Origin of the sequence: Bacillus sp. R86525, from assembly GCF_042466195.1 — a bacterium.
GTDB lineage: Bacteria > Bacillota > Bacilli > Bacillales > Bacillaceae_G > Bacillus_A > Bacillus_A nitratireducens.
In genome coordinates this window covers 4,691,600-4,710,776 of sequence record NZ_JAXHPX010000007.1, presented here as the reverse complement: position 1 = coordinate 4,710,776, position 19,177 = coordinate 4,691,600, and the positions used below count along the sequence as shown (strand labels likewise).

The window sequence follows — 19,177 nt, the reverse complement described above, 5'->3', positions numbered from 1 at the left end:
TAAAGTAAAAGCACATTCTTCATATGAAGAGTGTGCTTTTATATTTGTACAGTAAGTTATTATTTCAGCTTATGTAATACAAGCGTCTGTTCATATATAGTGTAGCAAATTATGTGGGGAAAAGAAATATTTCCGAGGAAATTGTCGAAGTATCGTTGGTATTTATAGGATTTCCTTTTTAAAGGAAGAATGTAGTATTGCTTTTATACATAAGTTTATTTACAGTATTACTTGGTTATGTGCAAAAGTAATATATATTAGGCGAAAAAAAGACAATGATGGAATTAACCCATCATTGTCTTTTTTACTTTGCTTCTTACAAAAATCATTCCAGCAAATGTTAACAAGAATGCAGTTCCGATAACGAAGCTAGCGCTAGGTGATGCTCCGATTGCTCCAACTGTAAAGGATCCAGCAACAACTCCTAACGAGAAGAATGCATAAAACAATCCGAATGCTTTCCCGCGATTATTATCTGTCGTATTTTCAACAAGTAAAGCATTAATTGCTGGGAAGAGGATAGCGAACCCAATTCCATAAATCATCATAACGATAAAGAGCATGCCTTTTGTTGCAAATAATCCGAGTAAAGATAATGCTAGTGCCATTACTGCAATCCCGATTAGCATTAGTTTTGAACGATTAAATCGATCGTAAATGCGATTTGTTGGCAGTAAGAAGAAGAGGATAGCGGTAATTCCGAATACGCTTAACATCATGCCTGTTGTAGATGCTTTAAGTGCTAACGCCTCAACTTTTACTGGTAACATATAAGTGACAATCCCTTGTGAAAACATTAGTGTGAAAGCACCAATATATGCTTGTAATAACGGTTCTGATTTCAATAGTTCAATCATATCTTCTTTGTTCATCATTTGAGTTCTTGATGTATCTTTTCTTGATACGTTATTTGGTAAGAAGAATAGAGATACGATTGTACCAAGGACCATTAAAATAGAAATAGTAATGAACACCCACTCTATACCAGCTGTTGCTTTCATAATGCCGCTGAAAGCAGGTCCTACAATTGCAGCTGTTCCAACAGCAGCACCAGATAGAGCCATTGCTTTACCTTGCCTTGCTGAATTCGTTTGCTTTGATAAAAACGTAAAGGCAGCAGGAATTAAAAATCCGTCACTAAAACCGTGCATAAAGCGCACAACTAATAGTTGTTCACCACTTTGAACAACGGTGTATAACAAGACTATGAAACTCGTAATTCCCATGCTTATATAAAGGATTTTTTTTGCACCAAATTTATCGACAGCGGCTCCAGCGATAATATTACCGATCATATTAGCGAATGAGTACATTCCGATAACTAGCCCGATAACAAGAGGGGTTCCTCCAAGACTTTGAGCGAAAGTACTTATAATAGGTAATTGTGAAAATGTATCTAAAAACGCTACGATAACAATAAAGTAAATAAAATATTTCAAGCGATATTCACCTCTCCTATGCTATTATGGCATAATGCTAATTTCAACCGCAATGAAATTAGCATTAACAGATGTGGAAAAAAGTACAAAGTGACAAAATATTGAACGTTATTTGTTAAAATTTAGTGGAAATGAGAGTATTATAATAGATTTGTAAACTTCACCAGGTTAAGTATATACATAGAGAGGGATGTGTAAAATGAAAGCATTACTTTGGCATAATCAACGTGATGTACGAGTAGAAGAAGTACCAGAACCAACTGTAAGACCAGGAGCAGTTAAGATTAAAGTTAAATGGTGTGGTATCTGCGGGACAGACTTGCATGAATATTTAGCAGGACCTATTTTTATTCCAACAGAAGAACATCCATTAACACACGTAAAAGCACCGGTTATTTTAGGTCATGAGTTTAGTGGTGAGGTAGTAGAAATTGGTGAAGGAGTTACATCTCATAAAGTGGGAGACCGCGTTGTTGTAGAACCAATTTATTCTTGTGGTAAATGTGAAGCTTGTAAACATGGACATTACAATGTATGTGAACAGCTTGTTTTCCACGGTCTTGGTGGAGACGGTGGTGGTTTCTCTGAATATACAGTAGTACCAGAAGATATGGTTCATCATATTCCAGACGAAATGACGTATGAGCAAGGTGCGCTTGTAGAACCAGCAGCAGTAGCAGTTCATGCAGTACGTCAAAGTAAATTAAAAGAGGGAGAAGCTGTAGCGGTATTTGGTTGTGGTCCGATTGGACTTCTTGTAATCCAAGCAGCAAAAGCAGCAGGAGCAACTCCTGTTATCGCAGTGGAACTTTCTAAAGAACGTCAAGAGCTAGCTAAATTAGCAGGTGCTGATTACGTATTAAATCCAGCAACTCAAGATGTACTAGCAGAAATTCGTAACCTAACAAATGGTTTAGGTGTAAATGTGAGCTTTGAAGTAACAGGTGTTGAAGTAGTACTTCGTCAAGCGATTGAAAGTACAAGCTTTGAAGGCCAAACTGTAATTGTTAGTGTGTGGGAAAAAGATGCGACAATTACTCCAAACAACCTTGTATTAAAAGAAAAAGAAGTTATTGGTATTCTTGGATACCGTCATATCTTCCCAGCTGTTATTAAATTAATTAGCTCTGGCCAAATTCAAGCAGAGAAATTAATTACGAAAAAAATCACAGTGGATCAAGTTGTTGAAGAAGGATTTGAAGCACTTGTAAAAGATAAAACACAAGTGAAAATTCTTGTTTCACCTAAATAATAGAGAATAGTAAAAAGTAGCCCTTTTCTAGAAATAGAAGAGGGCTACTTTTTTTCTATACAGAAAGGTGATAGACTTTCCTTTAACTAAAGGTATTTTGTTTGGAAGGGGAAGTCTAATGCTTTCATTTATGTTGACATTGAAACGGATGCTAAAAGCTTGTTTACGAGCGTGGAAAGATAAAGAATTTCAAGTATTATTCGTATTAACATTTTTAACATTAACATCAGGTACGATTTTTTATAGCACAGTTGAAGGATTACGTCCTCTTGACGCTTTATATTTTAGTGTGGTTACGTTGACGACTGTCGGTGATGGGAATTTTAGTCCGCAAACTGATTTTGGAAAGGTATTTACGATCTTATACATATTTATCGGGATTGGATTAGTGTTTGGATTTATTCATAAATTGGCAGTTAATGTGCAACTGCCAAGTGTATTATCGAAAAGAAAAAAAGAGTAAAGCGGTTAATCGCTTTACTCTTTTTTTTACATTAGTTTAGACAAGTATTTGCAGTAGCTTAACAATACTGTATTACAATGTAAGTGCATTCATTACGTTCGCTATGTATAAAGTTATAGTGATATGAACATTTGCATATTTTAATTTATTGATAGAATTTTGATGAAAGGTGGGATATTCTAGTCATAGGTTAACCAGAAGACATAGTAGGATCCTAACAAAATATTTACTATAACTCAATTATAAAATGGAGGGTTTCAGATGAAAAAGAAAGTGCTCGCTTTAGCAGCAGCTATTACGTTAGTAGCTCCGTTACAAAATGTAGCTTTTGCTCATGAAAATGATGGTAGGAATAGAGTACAGATTATTCAATATTGGTCTGCTGAAGATAAGCATTCAGAAGGTGTAAATTCTCATTTATGGATCGTGAATCGTGCAATTGATATTATGTCCCGTAATACGACAATTGTAAAACAAGATCAAGTTGCACTATTAAATGAATGGCGCACAGATTTAGAAAATGGCATTTATTCTGCTGATTATGAAAATCCTTATTATGATAATAGTACATTTGCGTCGCATTTCTATGATCCAGACGATGGAAGTACATATATTCCACTTGCAAAGCAAGCGAAGGAAACTGGAGCTAAATATTTTAAATTAGCTGGTGAATCTTATAAAAATAAAGATATGAAACAAGCATTCTTCTATTTAGGGTTATCTCTTCATTATTTAGGCGATGTAAATCAACCGATGCATGCAGCAAACTTTACGAATATTTCTTATCCACAAGGATTCCATTCTAAATATGAAAACTTTGTAGATACAATTAAAGATAATTACAAAGTAACGGACGGAAATGGATATTGGAATTGGAAAGGTACAAACCCTGAAGATTGGATTCATGGTGCTGCGGTAGCTGCGAAACAAGATTTCCCTGGTATCGTAAATAGTAATACGAAAAGTTGGTTCGTGCAAGCTGCTGTATCACAAAGTTATGCGGACAAATGGCGTGCTGAAGTTACACCAATGACTGGTAAGCGATTAACGGAAGCGCAACGTGTAACAGCTGGCTATATTCAGCTTTGGTTTGATACGTACGGCAATCGTTAAGTATTGGAGAAAGGTCAAATCTCAGAATAGAGTATTTGGCCTTTTTATCACTATACAAATACATGGAGGTATGACTCGTGAAAAGTAAATTGTTAAAAGTTGTACTTAGCTTTGGAATGAGTCTAGCAGCTTTATATAGTGGATCTTCCGTTCAAGCAGAAATGTCCACAAATCAAAATGATACGTTAAAAGTTATGACGCATAATGTGTACATGCTATCAACAAACCTATATCCCAACTGGGGACAAAGTCAGCGTGTGGATTTAATTGGAGCGGCAGATTATATAAAGAATCAAGATGTTGTTATATTAAATGAAGTATTTGATAATAGTGCTTCAGATCGTTTGTTAGGAAATTTAAAGAAAGAATATCCAAATCAAACAGCGGTATTAGGTCGTAGTAACGGAAACGAATGGGATAAAACGTTAGGTAACTATTCATCTTCAACCCCTGAAGATGGTGGCGTAGCTATTGTAAGTAAATGGCCGATTGTTGAAAAGATTCAATATGTATTTGAAAAAGGATGCGGACCAGATAACTTATCAAATAAAGGGTTTGTATACACAAAAGTTAAGAAGAATGATCGTTTCGTGCATGTAATTGGGACGCATTTACAAGCTGAAGACAGTATGTGTGGGAAAACTTCACCAGCATCTGTACGTACAAAACAGCTACAAGAAATTCAAGAGTTTATTAAAAATAAAAATATACCAAATAACGAGTATGTGTTAATTGGTGGTGATATGAATGTAAATAAAATAAATGCTGAGAATAATAGCAATTCAGAGTATGCATCGATGTTTAAAACATTACATGCGTCTGTTCCATCTTATACAGGACATACAGCAACTTGGGATGCAACGACAAATAGTATTGCGAAATATAATTTCCCCGATAGCCCGGCCGAGTATTTGGACTATATTATTGCAAGTAAGGATCATGCGAATCCATCGTATATAGAGAATAACGTTTTACAACCGAAATCTCCAGAATGGTCTGTTACTTCATGGTTCCAAAAATATACGTATAATGATTACTCTGATCATTATCCAGTAGAGGCGACTATTTCTATGAAATAGAGTAGTCTTAAAAAAGTTTCTTCGTGAAGAAGAAACTTTTTTTATTTGCAAACAGGAAAATCATTTTTTCTTTCCAATATGTATAAGACATATATAGAAGAGGAGAGAAAAATGTGGATAGAGGAATTTTTAAGGAAGTTCCATTACCGTGTGCATTTTTAGATGAAGTGGCTTTAGAGAGAAATATTCAATCGATTATAGAGTTAAGTGGAGATAAGAAGATTCGTATAGCGAGTAAATCATTACGCTCTGTTCCAATTATGAAAAAGATTTTAGCAGCAAATGATCGGTTTCAAGGTATTATGTGTTTTTCCCCTAGAGAAGCTTTGTTTTTAATTGAACAAGGATTTAATGATTTATTGCTCGGATATCCTGCTTATGATGAAAGAGCTTTATATGAAATTAGTTTGCTAACAAAGCAAGGGCTTAGTATAACTTGTATGGTGGATTGTGAAGAACATATTGTATATTTAGAAAAAATTGCTGAGAAGTCTAAAGGTTGTTTTCGCGTTTGTTTGGATATTGATATGAGTAGTCGTTTTTTAAAATTTCATTTTGGTGTAAAAAGATCACCGGTAAAAGATGTGCAGAGTGCTTTAAAAATAGCAGGAAAGGTGAAGGGCTCATCATATTTAATACTAGATGGTGTAATGGGATATGAGGCTCAAATTGCTGGGGTGGGGGATCATATACCGAATCAATGGATGAAAAGTAAAGTGGTTTCGTATTTAAAGAAGAAATCAGTATTAGAGGTTAAAGAAAGAAGGGGGCGTATCGTAAAAGAAATACAAAACCTTGGTATTAAACTAAGATTTGTAAATGGGGGAGGAACAGGAAGTATAAAAACAACTGAGCAAGATAACTCAGTTTCAGAGATTACAATAGGTTCTGCTTTTTATTCCCCGAAACTATTTGATTATTATAAAGAAGTACAATTTCAGCCAGCTGTCGGATTTGCTTTACCCGTTGTGCGTAAACCAGCTCCGTTTATTTATACTTGCCTCGGTGGTGGATATATTGCTTCAGGCGCAGTTGGTAAAGATAAAGAGCCTGAGATTTGGAGGCCGGGTGGTGCAAGACTATTAGCGTTAGAAGGTGCTGGTGAAGTGCAAACGCCAATTTTTTATAACGGTGAGGAACGAGTGGATATAGGAGATCCTATCTTGTTTCGCCATAGTAAAGCTGGAGAGTTATGTGAACGTTTTCCTGCTTTGTATCGCGTTAAAAAAGGAGAGATTGCTGGGGAGTATTCAACATATCGGGGGGATGGACAATGCTTTCTATAAAGGGACAAAAATGGAGAAATTGGACAGGGAATGTAGAAGGAACGCCGCATTATACGATGTATCCAAAAAGTATACAAGATGTAGTAGAAGTTGTAGGGCTTGCACGAAAAAAGGGAAAGAAAATTCGTGTTGTCGGTTCAGGGCACTCTTTTACACCTCTCGTGCAAACGGAAGAAATTTTAGTTTCTTTAGATGAATTGAAGGGCATTGCAAATATCGATGCAGAGAAGATGACTGTTGAAGTGTGGGCAGGAACGAAGTTATATGATTTAGGGAAGTTACTTGAGGAAAAAGGTTATGCGCAAGAGAATTTAGGAGATATTGATTCACAATCTATTGCTGGAGCGATTAGTACGGGTACTCATGGGACGGGTGTTACATTTGGGAGTTTATCAACACAAGTTATAGAGATTACGGCAGTTTTATCAACAGGTGAGAGTATAGTTTGTTCAGAAACCGAAAACGTTGAATATTGGAAAGCATTTCAGTTGTCGCTTGGAATGCTAGGTATCATTGTAAAGATAAAATTGAAAGTTATTCCAGCGTATTCGCTCGTTTATGAAAGTGAAAAGCAGTCATTATCTACTGTAATGAACAAGCTAGAAGAATATAAGAAGAATCGTCATTTTGAATTTTTCGTTTTTCCTTATTCAGATGAGGTGCAAGTGAAATTTACAAATGAAACAATGAGTAAAGAAAGTGATTTGAAGTGGCATAAACTAAAGGTGGAGTTACTTGAAAATAGGATGTTCTCTTTGTTATCTAAAGGGTGTAAATGGTTTCCTTCTATAAGTAAAGCAGTAAGTCGATTATCAGCTAAGGCTGTACCAAACACAAAAATAATAGGCCCGAGCTATGAAGTGTTCGCTACATCACGTACGGTTCCATTTTATGAAATGGAGTATAGTGTCCCTTCAAAGTATATGAGGGCTGTTGTAGAAGAAGTTTCAAATCTTATTGAAAAGAAAAAGTATAAGGTGCACTTCCCAATTGAATGCCGGTATGTGAGAGGTGATGATATATGGCTCAGTCCAGCGTATGGAAGAGACTCGGCATATATCGCCGTTCATATGTATAAAGGTATGAAGTATGCCGCTTATTTTGGTGAAGTGGAGAAAATTTTTCTAAAATATGAAGGTCGTCCACATTGGGGAAAGGTGCATACGTTAACATACGAAAAGTTACAAAACATATATCCAGAATTGCATTCGTTTCTAAAAATGAGGAAGTCACTAGATGAAACAGGAATGTTTTTAAACCCGTATACAGAAAAGTTATTTACGATTATGGAAAAAAGCTGACAACGTATTACTTGTCAGCTTTTTTTAGTATAATCGCATTTCTTGTTTGACTAATGTGCTCGTAAAATAGTAACTTATCACGGCTAAATACATGTAATAAAACATGAATGATAAATAGACCGTTAATTACGAATTGGAATAACAGTATAACTAGTAATATTAAAGGCTCTGTATGATTTAAAATAGAGCTACTAGAAAGAATATAATTGATTCCACCTAAAACAAAGTAGAATATACCGTAACGAATGAATAATTCCTTCATAGTAATATGCTCTGATTTCCCTTTAACGTAAATACGAAGTAATGCTTTCCCAATTGTTTTTCCGTTCGTAAAGTATGGAATGATAATAAAGTAAATAAAGATCGAACATGTAATGAAAATGAGTTCGTATATATTTGTGTAAGATTGGATATTAGAAATAAATATAGAATTTCCTTTATTTTTAATGGCTGGTACAACGATAGATAAGAGAATCCAATCAATTTGCATAGCAATCAAACGACGTACAAAACCAACTGGCTTTGTTTCCAGATTAATACGACTATCTAATTCACTTGTTTTCGGAAGGAAGTACGTAAATATTGGTGCAATAATAAAGCCAATGACGCCTCCTAATGTGTTTAAAAATAGGTCATCAATATCAAATAAGCGATATGCACAATTATATATACCATATAGTCCAGTTATTTGTGTTGTTTCAAAAAACAGTGAAAGACAAAAAGAAATGCAAATTGTCTGTAGGAAACTACGTCGGAAATAATAACGCAAGTAAATACCAAATGGAACGGTTAGTAGAACGTTAAAAGCTACTTGTAAAAACGCAGATTCTTTTAATAGATGAAAGTACGTAGCTGGTTTCGTTAAAAGTGCCGATGTATGATTACTAATCTCTTGTACGAAATAAAATGGCGAGAGTTGCATGTGCTGTGTATTAGCCGGTTGTAGGCTACAAGTATCATATGTTTGTGGCAATGGTAGAATAACAAGAAAATAGGCATTTAGTAAATAGAGTAATAAAGAGTATAAAATAAATGAACGCCATTTATTTACATAACCATATTTTCGATAATTAAATATTAAAAAAGGGATTAAGAGAAACATTGTTAAAATAGGAAATAAAATAAATGCTGTTTTTACTGGAAATAAATATGCAGTCAAAATGAAGCTCCTTTCAATAAAAATTCGTTTATCATTATAGCGCTAAAAAGAGTATAAAACAAAGTTGAAATATTTCGAAATAGAAAGAATTACAAATTTTATCGAAATTAAGTTATACTAAATTTAATATAAGGATATTTTGATTATATAAGTTGAGAGAAGGTACTAGATATGCAATATGAGCTTTTTTCGGTAAGCGGGGATCATATTACAACTTTTGAAAGCGCATGGCGTTTTCAGGAGGGGGAACAGATTTTTGTTCATGATGATAATACAAAACGAAATTTTATTATTATTCGCTTAACACATGATTTATTTCAAAAAAGTACACATGTTATTCGCTTGTATTGTCAGGAAAAGAAAGTTTATGCATAAGGAAAAACCTCTTACTGTATGGGGGCAGTAAGAGGTTTTTTATTGCATATAGGCAGCATTGGATTTTGAAGACAGGATATAATTTTGTATTTGGTGTTTCCACGTTGCATCATTCTTTCTTTGAGAAAGCCATTCGTGATAATCTTGTTGAGTTTTCCATAGCATGCGAACCATATATTCAGCTCTATTATTTATACGATGTATCTGCGAAAATTCTATGTTAATAAAGCCTTGTATTCCATATGATGGAGAAAGCCGTTTAAGTGAATGAAATAGTTCATTTTCATAGCCATATTTAATATGAATAAGTTTAGTAACGATAAACATACGAACACCTCTTTTTCGATAGTAGTAAAAAAATGGGATAGAAGAGAGAAGGTTTATCCTGTAAAATCCCGATTGGTGAGGGCTAAATAAAGTTTCACTTTATTTTCTTTATAGTAAGAAAAAGTAACGGGAATAATTAATATTATACTATTCAGAAAATTCAAAGTAAATAACAAAGGGGATTCAAAATTGAAATATAAAAAAGTAAGCCATCCTATTTGAATAGGATGGCTTACTTTAAAAAGTGTTAACTGTCATTTTATAAGAAAATGATAGTTAGTACACCTACGATAATACAGTAGAAAGAGAAATATTTTAAATTTCCTTTTGCCATAATGTTCATAAACCATTTTAATGAAATATATGTCATGATGAATGTTGCGATAAAAGCAACAATATAAGGTACAAATAATGAATCTAAATTTGGATCGTTTGCAATGTCTGTAATACTTAACAATAAACCACCTAAGCTAACAGGAATGTATAGTAAGAATGAGAAGCGAAGAGCTGTTTCTTGCTTCATACCAAGTAACATTGCTGCTACGATTGTAGCACCTGATCGGCTTATACCAGGAATTAGTGCGCAAGCTTGTGCTAGACCGACAATGATTGCATCTTTCATAGAAAGATCGCCATCATTTTTACGTCCACGCAAGTTTCGAATAATCCAAAGACCGATAGCAGTAATAAGAAGAGAAATCCCAACCATTTTAACACCTTTTAAATATTGGTCGATATAATCTTTAAATAAAACTCCAATTACACCTGCTGGAATGGTTGCAATAACAAGGTAAATAATAAAGAAGAAATCTGATTTTGCATCTTCTGCTCTTGTAAATATATAAGATAGACCATTCTTTGTTAGACGAATTAAGTCTTTTCTATAAATAAGTAATACAGCTAATAATGAAGCTGAATTAACAAGTAGCTCAAAGCTAAACCCTTCTATTTTTAGTCCTAGCAAATGCTGTGCTAAAACGAGGTGACCGCTTGAAGAAATCGGAATTGGTTCTGTTAGTCCTTGGAATAGACCAAGAATTAAATATTTTAAAATGTAATAAAATTGTTCCATAACATCCTCCTTGTGTATTAGTCGAAAGAAACAACTTTTTTATTATAACAAAAGAGAGAGCGAATATTGAGAAGAAAATAATATTCGAAATATATAAAAAACCCCCTACTACGTCATAGGGGTTTTTTTATATTACTGAGAAACAACTATTTCTTGAATACTTTTTGATAATTGGACATCAACTTTTTCAGCATCGTTAATATGATTCATAATAGTAGTATTTAACTTTTGGAACATTAGTTGTGTATTTTCAAATTCTCGTAATATATCATCATTACAAGATTTTTGGTTCTCGATAGCTTTAATAACATTTGTAGCGCCACTTTGTAATGTTTGAATCATAATTAAAATATTTTCGATTCTAGCGTTAGTATCAGCGCTCATTTCTACACCTTCATCAACTAAATGTAAATTATCTTTTGTATTTTCATATGCTTTTTCAATTTCTTCTTGAATTTTTTTCGTTAAGTTACCGATGTTTTTTGTACTTTCAGCTGTGCTTTCTGCTAGTTTTCTTACTTCATTAGCAACAACAGCGAATCCTTTACCGTGTTCTCCAGCACGTGCAGCTTCAATACTTGCATTTAACGCTAGTAAATTTGTTTGTGCTGCAATGTTTTGAATCACTTCTACAATTTGTTCAATTTCCTTAGAGCGTTCACTTAAATGATTCATACTATTAGAAGTACGTTGAGATTGTTCACCTAACTTATTAATTACAATGAGTAAGCGATGAACGGATTCTTTTCCTTCATTAGAGCAATCGATAATTTCCTCAATAGATTGAATTAAGTTTTGCTCTTTTTGTAGCATTTCGTTATTTAATTCGTTGGAATGTGTAGTACGCATAGAAACATTTTCAAAGCATGCGTTCAATTGTTGAATTAAGTTTTGGAGTGTATGATGTTGGTTATTTACAAGTTCGTGCTCTTGCATAACGCTTGTTACACGATTATGGATAGAGGATATAATTTCTTGTTTTTCCACATCTTTTTGTTTTAACTGTGTTTCTAGTTCATGTATATGAGTTTCTAGTTGATCAATTTTATGTTGGAGTGATTTCTTTTGAGTAAACATTTTATTTAATTCAACCGCCTTTAGGATTTTTAATTTCTCTATATTTGGATTTTAGCATCTTTTATAATTTTTAAATATAGGAATTGTTAAATATTTAAGAATCTATTACATTTTATTCATAATTCTCTTTTTTTTGTCATGAAAAATAAACTGTATTTAATGGTTTTGTAAACAAACTGTAAAATAAATCATGTATAACTGTATAAGAAGGGAGTCGGATTATGAACTATTTTAAGCGAATCAGTAGTCTAGTATTAGCAGGAATTATTGGTCTTTCTAGTACAGTCGCTGTAAAAGCAGAGTCAAACGACGAGAAACTTAACAACATGCAACAGCAATTGCAGCAAAACGATGCAGAAATGCAGAAGAAAGAGCAAGAGAAGCAAGCTGTTAATAAAGAAATTCAAGGTATCGAAAACGAACTACATAATTTAAATAATACAATTGCAAAAAATAAAGAGGATCAAGCTGCTATTCAACGTAAAATCGATGAAACACATAAGCAGATTGAACAAAAAAAAGCAGATATTATCGTTTTAGAAGATAAAGTCCTTGCTCGTAAGGATATTATGAAAAAACGTATGGTTTCTGTTCAAAATAGCTCAAATACGAGTTTAGTAGTAGAAGTTGTTGTAGAATCAAAAAACTTTGCTGATTTCATACAACGTATGAACGCTGTATCTACAATTTTAGATGCAGATAAAGAAATTTTACGTCTACAAGAACAAGATCTTCGTCAAATTGAAGAAGATAAAAAAGCGATTGACGAAAAAGAAGCATCTTTAGTAGTAGATAAGCAAAAATTAGCAAAAGCACAAGCTGATTTGCAAGATAACTTGAAAAAACGTCAAGATAACTTACAAACGGTTCAAGCTAAATATAATGCGATTGCAAACCAAATTAATTTAGCAGCAGAAGAAAAAGCAAAAGTTGAAGCAAATATGAAAGCAGTACAAGAAACAATTGCTCGTGAACAAGAAGCAGCAAGAATTGCAGCAGAAGAGCGCGCAAAAGCTGAAGCAGCTGCAAAGGCTGAGCAAGAAGAGTTAGCAAAAGCGAAGGCAGCAGCAGCTAAGCAACAAGAAGAACAGGCAGCTAAGCCGGCAGAGCCTGTAGCTAAAGATACGACACCAGCTAAGCCGGATCCAAAACCAGCTCAAGGTGGAAAAGAATTTTATGTAACAGCAACTGCTTATACAGCTGATCCATCTGAAAATGGTTATAAACCGGGTGAAACTGTAAAATCTAAGTTAGGACATAATTTGACTGCAAATCCAAACATGAAACTAATCGCTGTAGATCCAGCTGTGATTCCATTAGGTTCTACTGTGTATGTAGAAGGCTATGGAACAGCGATTGCTGGAGATACTGGTAGTGCGATTAAAGGTCATATAATTGATTTATTAATGCCAGATTCAGCTACAGCTAATAATTGGGGCAGAAGAAGTGTTAAAGTTACAATTTTAAACTAAAACGAAATCCAACTTTACAATACGTGAAGTTGGATTTTTTTGTAAAAAATAATGTTAAGTTGAGTTTACATTTTGTTAATGGTAGCATACAATGATGGTAAGAGGTGGTAAAATTGACCATTTTAAACAGGGTGAAGGAATTAAGAGCTCGCTTTAATTTTTCTCAAAGTGTATTAGCAGAAAAGGTTGGGGTGACGAGACAAACGATCGCTGCAATCGAAAAAGGGGATTACGTTCCTTCATTGTTACTAGCATTGACGATTTGTGATGTATTCGAGTTAAAGATGGAAGATGTGTTTGTTTTAAATAAGGAGGGGAAAGAGGATGAATAGAATTGTCGCTTCGTATATCATAAATTTATTTTACAGTGTATTGGCATGCTGGGCATTTGTAGAGTTTTATGATTTTTGTATCCGGTTTGCTGATATTATTAAAAATGAGAGTTTGCCATCCAAAATAACAATGAGTTTGACACCTGCTGTATTACTATTTATTGTAGCTATCATACTAGCGTTCTTTAAAAGATTGCATAAGAAGAAATATAAAAAATCATCATTGCAATTATATCCGTTATTATTTCCCCAAGAAGATGAACGCGAGAAGGATATTACAGATAGAGCATGTCGAACAACATTTGTATCATTGTGGTTTGTATTACCTTGTGCACTAGGATTATTAATATTTACACCTGTAGCAAATTTATATATTTCGGCATACCCTTTATATGTTGTGTATTTGATTTATTTAATTCAAATGACGGTCTTTCACGTATCACTATACAGAAATAAATTAGCTTAAAAAGAACCCTTCTTGCCTGTGCAAGAAGGGTTCTTTTTAGCTTATACTTGTACATATAGCAATATTGTCTTATCATTTTATATAGAGTAAGATTTTGTAACGGAAAGGAATTGTATATGAATAAGCAAAGAATTTATAGTATAGTAGCAATTCTTCTATTTGTTGTAGGTGGTGTATTAATCGGAAAGCCATTTTATGATGGATATAAGGCAGAGAAGAAACAGACAGCAAATGTACAAGCTGTTCAAAAGATGGAATATGAAAAGCATGACACGGAATTTGTAGATGCTTCAAAAATTAATCAACCAGACTTGGCAGAAGTAGCGAGTGCATCGTTAGATAAAAAACAAGTAATTGGCCGTATTTCAATTCCGAGCATCTCATTAGAACTTCCTGTGTTAAAAGCGTCGACTGAAAAAAATTTATTATCAGGTGCGGCAACTGTAAGAGAAAGTCAAGTAATGGGACAGGGGAATTATGCGCTTGCAGGGCATAATATGTCAAAAAAAGGTGTTTTATTTAGTGATGTATCAACTTTAAAGAAGAACGATAAAATTTATTTGTATGACAATGCAAATGAGTATGAGTATACTGTTACCGGTGTATCTGAAGTGACTCCTGATAAATGGGAAGTTGTAGAGGATCATGAGAAAGATGAGATAACACTTATTACATGTGTATCTGTTAAGGATAATTCTAAGCGTTTTGTTATTACGGGTGATCTAGTAGGAACAAAGGCGAAGAAATAAAGAAAAAAGAAGGTTCATTCTTTAAAGAGTGAACCTTCTTTTTTATCCAATGTTTAGAAATAAAAGAATATTTTAGTTGGTATTTAAGTATTTTTCTATTTTTGTATAATAAAGTAATGATTCTAGATTTTGGGAGGAACAAAAGTGAAACAGCAAGTAAAAAAACTTCTTTTAACAACAAGTGTAGCGTTATTGGTAGCACCAATTTCTGCTTATGCACATCCAGGGCGTACAGATGCTAACGGTGGACATACGTGTCGTACAAATTGTGAAAAATGGGGATTGCAGTACGGGGAATATCATTATCACAATAAACCAGCTTCTAGTAGTGGTGCAACGAGTCCAGCTCCTAGCCAAAATAATAATGGTGCTGTAGAAGCTGAAAGACAAGCAGAAGTGCAGCGCAATGCTGAGGCTGAAAAACAACGTGCTGCAGAAGAACAACGTAAAGCAGAGGAAGAGAGACAACATGTAGCCGAAGAGCAAAGAAAAGCAGAAGAGGCACGTAAGCAAGAGGAAGCCCAGCGTCAAGCTGACATGGAAAAAGGGCAGCTTGAAGGTCAAAAAAGTGGAGAGGCTGATTTTAAAGCAGGGAAAAATAATGCGGAAGGGCATTTAACTGGAAAATCTGATACATATAAACCAGCATTTACAACTGCTTATACTGCAGCTTGGTCTTTAGAAGAGCAGAAAAAAATGCATTCTGAAAAAGGAAAAGAGCAAGGGTTAGCACAAGAGACAATGGACGATAGTCAAATTACTCCTGAGTTTAAGGTGAACTTTGCGGAAGGTTTCCAAGTAGGTAATAAAGAGAGAACCGAAAAGATTGAAAAAGAACAAGTGGAACTTGGTGAAACGGCTGGTAAAGAATTAGCTGAAAAGAAACCTGGAAATACTGAAAAGGATGTATATGTGAAAGCATATGAAACCGCGTATGAAAAGGGATATAAGTCTGCTAAAAAGGCAGCGGAAAAAGCTGGATATACATATGCATTTGAAAACTATGACTTAAAAGTTCCTGCTAAGTATGAAAAGAATGAAACATTAAAGAGATGGTTTACTGAAGGATTTAAATCAAATAAAAAGGCAGCGGAAATTCGAGAAGAAGGATATAAAAAAGGAGACAGCTGGCTTTCGTTCTTCTATAAGAGTTTCGTGCCAAGTGAATATAAAGAACATAAAGGCTTGTATGAACAAGCAATAGAAAAGGGAAAGAAAGCGTAAAAAAAGATGAGGAAAATCCCTCATCTTTTTTAATCCATCCATTTCACTAATTTCTTAGAAATTAATAATAAAACAAAACCTAAAATAATCGCTGCAGCTCCGATTACTGTAAATACTTCAGCATATCCAAGTGAAGTTGTGAAGCTTGCAAGTTGTCCGCCTATAATGTTGGCGATTCCCGAGCTTGCTAGCCATACTCCCATTAATAAAGAAGCAAGTTTTACTGGAGCAAGTGCGCTAACCATTGATAGTCCAACAGGTGATAAGAATAGCTCACCTAACGTATGGAAAAGATACGTAAAGACGATAAATAGTAAGTTTGCTTTTTCTGTAATGTTATGTTCATCACTACCTGTTTTTAATGTAGCGATAACAAGAATGATATAACCGATACCGAGTAGGATCATACCAAGTCCCATTTTTGTTGGGATTTTCATGTCACCATTTTTTCTAGTTGCAAGTTTTGCCCATAATGCTGAAATGACTGGAGCAAGTAAAATAATAAATAACGGATTGACCGATTGGAACCAAGATGTTGGAACTTCCCATCCGAACACAGAGCGGTCTACAAATTTGTTTGTATACAATGTTAACGAACTACCAGCTTGTTCAAAGCCAGCCCAGAAGAAGACAACAAAGCATGTTAAAATGACGATAACTGCGGTACGTTGTTTTTCTTTTTTTGTTAACGGTGTATCTCCTACTGTCTGTTGTCCAGCAGCCGTTTGCAAATCGCGAGATGGTTTTTTACCGATATCACCAAGGAAGCGATTAGATAGTGTTGTAAATAAAATTTGTCCAATAATCATTCCGATTGAAGCTGCTAAGAAACCGTAACGGAATCCGTAATGCACAACGCCATCAAATGTTGTTTTGAATAAATTTTCTGATAAAAACCCGCAAACGAGTGGAGCTAAAAATGAACCGACGTTAATACCCATATAGAAAATTGTAAATGCACTATCACGTTTTGGATCGTTCTCTTCGTATAATTCTCCAACAAGTGTAGAGATATTTGGTTTGAAGAATCCATTACCGATAATAATAAGCGCTAATCCGAGGTATAGGCCGACTTGGTTTTGCAAGGCGAATAGTGTAAGGTTACCGAGTGCCATTGTGATACCACCAATTGTGATGGCTTTTCGTCTACCTAGGAACCGGTCTGTTAAGTATCCACCAATTAAAGGGGTGAAATAACAGGCTCCAGTGTAAAATCCGTAAATGGAGAGTGCCCATGCTGGACTAAACCCAAGACCACCGCTTACTAAAGCTGTCGTTAAATATAATGTTAATAATCCTCGTAATCCATAGTAACTAAATCTTTCCCACATCTCTGTAAAGAAGAGTAAGTATAAACCGGGAGGATGTTTCTTTTTTCTTTGTTGTTCTCTTTCTAGTTGTATCGTTGATTCCATGTTATTTTCCTCCTGACACAAACAAAAACAAAGTTAATAATTTTGCACATTTAATATTTTACCTTATTAACTATTATAAGTCAATAAAGGTTGATTTTTCAGAAGAAATTGGAAAAGAGAGATAGCTATAGAATGGGTGTTTCTTTTGTGATAGACTATGGACTATGTTTTCTTTGTAAGGAAGCGGGTTATTGCACTTTTTTATATGTGAAATTGATTTCATAAAAGATGAAATTAAAGAAGGAGAAAGAGATGAAATTGTTACAGAAAAAAGAAATTTTACTGATTAGCCTTATGTTATTCTCGATGTTCTTTGGAGCGGGGAATCTTATATTCCCACCTTTCCTTGGGTATGAAGCAGGAGAATATGTGTGGATTTCATTAGTAGGATTTATTATATCAGCAACAGGTCTTCCTATATTGGGTGTTATCGCTATTGCGAAAGCGGGAAGCTTTCAAACATTAGCGGGTAGAGTTCATTCCTCATTTGCAATTATATTTCCATGTATCGTGTACTTATTTATTGGACCAGGTCTTGGTATACCACGTGCAGGAAGTTTAGCTTTTGAAATGGGACCAGGTCAGTTGTTCCCACAAGCAGGTAGCTTAGTTTTGTTATGTTACACGGCTATTTTCTTTAGTATTGTTTACTGGTTAAGTTTATCCCCGTCTAAATTAATGGGCTTGTTCGGAAAAGTATTGACGCCGTTATTATTATGTATGATTGCACTTATTTTTATAAAGAGTATGTTTACAACGGTAGGAGATGTGAAAGAGCCAATAGGGAACTATGGACAAGCTCCGATGTTCCAAGGGTTTTTAGACGGATATTTAACGATGGATGCGTTAGCAGCTTTAATATTTGGGATTGTTATTGCAAATGCTCTGCGTGCAAAAGGTATTGAAGATGATAAAGGTTTAGCTAAATATATGAGTATTGCTGGAATTGGGGCAGGACTATTACTATCTATTATTTATGTCATCCTTGGATATGTTGGTTCAATTAGTGGTTCATTAGGTACATTTGATAACGGTGCGAAAGTGTTAGCACAAGTTATGACGACATTATTTGGACAAGGCGGAGTAGTATTATTAGGCTTTATTTTTACTATCGCATGTTTATGTGTTTCAATTGGACTGGTTACGTCTTGTAGTCAGTTTTTTGCAAGTGTATTTCCGAAAGTGTCTTATAAAGCTTGGGCATTTATATTAAGTTTTGTGAGTATGATCTTAGCTAATTTAGGATTAACGCAAATTTTAAAAGTATCAGTACCGATTCTTGGATTTATTTATCCAGTTGCCCTAACGCTTATTATTTTAGGGTTATTCCATAAGTATATTGGAAAGTATGTATACGTATATTCGGTCACGATTGGAATCGTAGCGTTATTTAGTGCGATTGATGTTTTAAACAAAAGTGTACTGATGAATAAATGGACACCACTACTAAAAGTTCTTCCGTTTTATACAGAAGGTGTAGGTTGGATCGTTCCGGCATTTGTAGGTGCCTGCCTCGGTATGATTGCTAGTATTGCGATAAATAAAAAGAAATAAGTAAGAGGTGTTTTCCTATTTC

General features: G+C 34.4%; 18 protein-coding genes and 1 pseudogene. 13 read left to right on the top strand and 6 right to left on the bottom strand.

Translation table 11 applies throughout. The annotated features are described in order from the left end of the window. Positions 1–284: 284 nt before the first annotated feature. Positions 285–1,439: an MFS transporter gene (locus SJY24_RS27035; protein ID WP_377866842.1), complete on the bottom strand. Its 1,155-nt coding sequence runs from the start codon at positions 1,437–1,439 to the stop codon at positions 285–287. 199 nt (positions 1,440–1,638) lie between these two features. Between SJY24_RS27035 and bdhA the strand changes: the two genes are divergently transcribed. From bdhA to SJY24_RS27005, 6 genes are all read left to right on the top strand, one after another. After that, positions 1,639–2,691, top strand: coding sequence for a (R,R)-butanediol dehydrogenase (gene bdhA / locus SJY24_RS27030; RefSeq protein WP_000645832.1), 1,053 nt, complete (start codon positions 1,639–1,641; stop codon positions 2,689–2,691). A 118-nt stretch (positions 2,692–2,809) separates the two neighbouring features. After that, positions 2,810–3,154, top strand: a complete 345-nt coding sequence (locus SJY24_RS27025; protein WP_002090921.1) for a potassium channel family protein — start codon at positions 2,810–2,812, stop codon at positions 3,152–3,154. Positions 3,155–3,415: 261 nt separating this feature from the next. Beyond that, positions 3,416–4,267, top strand: coding sequence for a phospholipase CerA (gene cerA, locus SJY24_RS27020; protein ID WP_377866841.1), 852 nt, complete (start codon positions 3,416–3,418; stop codon positions 4,265–4,267). Positions 4,268–4,344: 77 nt separating this feature from the next. Next, positions 4,345–5,346 (top strand): sphingomyelinase C, encoded by a 1,002-nt coding sequence (gene sph, locus SJY24_RS27015; protein WP_377866840.1) that lies wholly within the window; start codon positions 4,345–4,347, stop codon positions 5,344–5,346. Between the two features lie 113 nt (positions 5,347–5,459). Continuing rightward, a complete protein-coding gene (locus tag SJY24_RS27010; protein ID WP_377866839.1) occupies positions 5,460–6,632 on the top strand; it encodes an amino acid deaminase/aldolase in 1,173 nt (390 codons plus the stop codon). Continuing rightward, positions 6,620–7,933, top strand: coding sequence for a D-arabinono-1,4-lactone oxidase (locus SJY24_RS27005; protein ID WP_377866838.1), 1,314 nt, complete (start codon positions 6,620–6,622; stop codon positions 7,931–7,933). Before SJY24_RS27010 ends, SJY24_RS27005 begins: the two co-directional genes overlap by 13 nt. 7 nt (positions 7,934–7,940) lie before the next feature. Here the strand turns inward: SJY24_RS27005 and SJY24_RS27000 are convergent, their stop codons facing one another. Then, on the bottom strand, positions 7,941–9,092 hold the full coding sequence (locus tag SJY24_RS27000) for a VanZ family protein (RefSeq protein ID WP_377866837.1): 1,152 nt from the start codon (positions 9,090–9,092) through the stop codon (positions 7,941–7,943). A gap of 171 nt (positions 9,093–9,263) precedes the next feature. On the opposite strand from SJY24_RS27000, the gene SJY24_RS26995 reads away from it, so the two are divergent. Beyond that, positions 9,264–9,467, top strand: coding sequence for a hypothetical protein (locus tag SJY24_RS26995; RefSeq protein ID WP_377866836.1), 204 nt, complete (start codon positions 9,264–9,266; stop codon positions 9,465–9,467). A 39-nt stretch (positions 9,468–9,506) separates the two neighbouring features. Here the strand turns inward: SJY24_RS26995 and SJY24_RS26990 are convergent, their stop codons facing one another. The 3 genes and pseudogenes from SJY24_RS26990 to SJY24_RS26980 form a co-directional block, all read right to left on the bottom strand. Further along, entirely contained in the window at positions 9,507–9,794 is a 288-nt protein-coding gene (locus SJY24_RS26990) for an antibiotic biosynthesis monooxygenase family protein (RefSeq protein WP_377866835.1), read from the bottom strand. Between the two features lie 259 nt (positions 9,795–10,053). After that, on the bottom strand, positions 10,054–10,866 hold the full coding sequence (locus tag SJY24_RS26985; RefSeq protein ID WP_377866834.1) for an undecaprenyl-diphosphate phosphatase: 813 nt from the start codon (positions 10,864–10,866) through the stop codon (positions 10,054–10,056). A 132-nt stretch (positions 10,867–10,998) separates the two neighbouring features. Continuing rightward, positions 10,999–11,517 (bottom strand): annotated as a pseudogene (locus SJY24_RS26980) (methyl-accepting chemotaxis protein); the annotation flags it as partial. Between the two features lie 647 nt (positions 11,518–12,164). On the opposite strand from SJY24_RS26980, the gene SJY24_RS26975 reads away from it, so the two are divergent. The 5 genes from SJY24_RS26975 to SJY24_RS26955 all read left to right on the top strand — a co-directional run bounded on the left by SJY24_RS26975 (position 12,165) and on the right by SJY24_RS26955 (position 16,186). Next, positions 12,165–13,415 (top strand): 3D domain-containing protein, encoded by a 1,251-nt coding sequence (locus tag SJY24_RS26975; protein ID WP_377866833.1) that lies wholly within the window; start codon positions 12,165–12,167, stop codon positions 13,413–13,415. Between the two features lie 113 nt (positions 13,416–13,528). Beyond that, entirely contained in the window at positions 13,529–13,747 is a 219-nt protein-coding gene (locus SJY24_RS26970) for a helix-turn-helix transcriptional regulator (protein WP_000154010.1), read from the top strand. Further along, positions 13,740–14,213, top strand: coding sequence for a DUF2178 domain-containing protein (locus tag SJY24_RS26965; protein WP_377866832.1), 474 nt, complete (start codon positions 13,740–13,742; stop codon positions 14,211–14,213). The genes SJY24_RS26970 and SJY24_RS26965 overlap by 8 nt, the downstream gene beginning before the upstream one ends. A 116-nt stretch (positions 14,214–14,329) precedes the next feature. After that, positions 14,330–14,962, top strand: coding sequence for a class A sortase (locus tag SJY24_RS26960; RefSeq protein WP_377866831.1), 633 nt, complete (start codon positions 14,330–14,332; stop codon positions 14,960–14,962). Positions 14,963–15,106: 144 nt separating this feature from the next. Continuing rightward, positions 15,107–16,186, top strand: coding sequence for a YHYH domain-containing protein (locus SJY24_RS26955; RefSeq protein ID WP_377866830.1), 1,080 nt, complete (start codon positions 15,107–15,109; stop codon positions 16,184–16,186). Positions 16,187–16,215: 29 nt separating this feature from the next. Here SJY24_RS26955 and SJY24_RS26950 read toward each other — a convergent pair whose 3' ends face one another. Then, entirely contained in the window at positions 16,216–17,601 is a 1,386-nt protein-coding gene (locus tag SJY24_RS26950; RefSeq protein WP_377866829.1) for a peptide MFS transporter, read from the bottom strand. Between the two features lie 252 nt (positions 17,602–17,853). Here SJY24_RS26950 and brnQ1 point away from each other — a divergent pair, with 252 nt between their 5' ends. Then, positions 17,854–19,155: a branched-chain amino acid transport system II carrier protein BrnQ1 gene (gene brnQ1, locus SJY24_RS26945; protein WP_483861730.1), complete on the top strand. Its 1,302-nt coding sequence runs from the start codon at positions 17,854–17,856 to the stop codon at positions 19,153–19,155. The last annotated feature ends 22 nt before the right edge of the window (positions 19,156–19,177 follow it).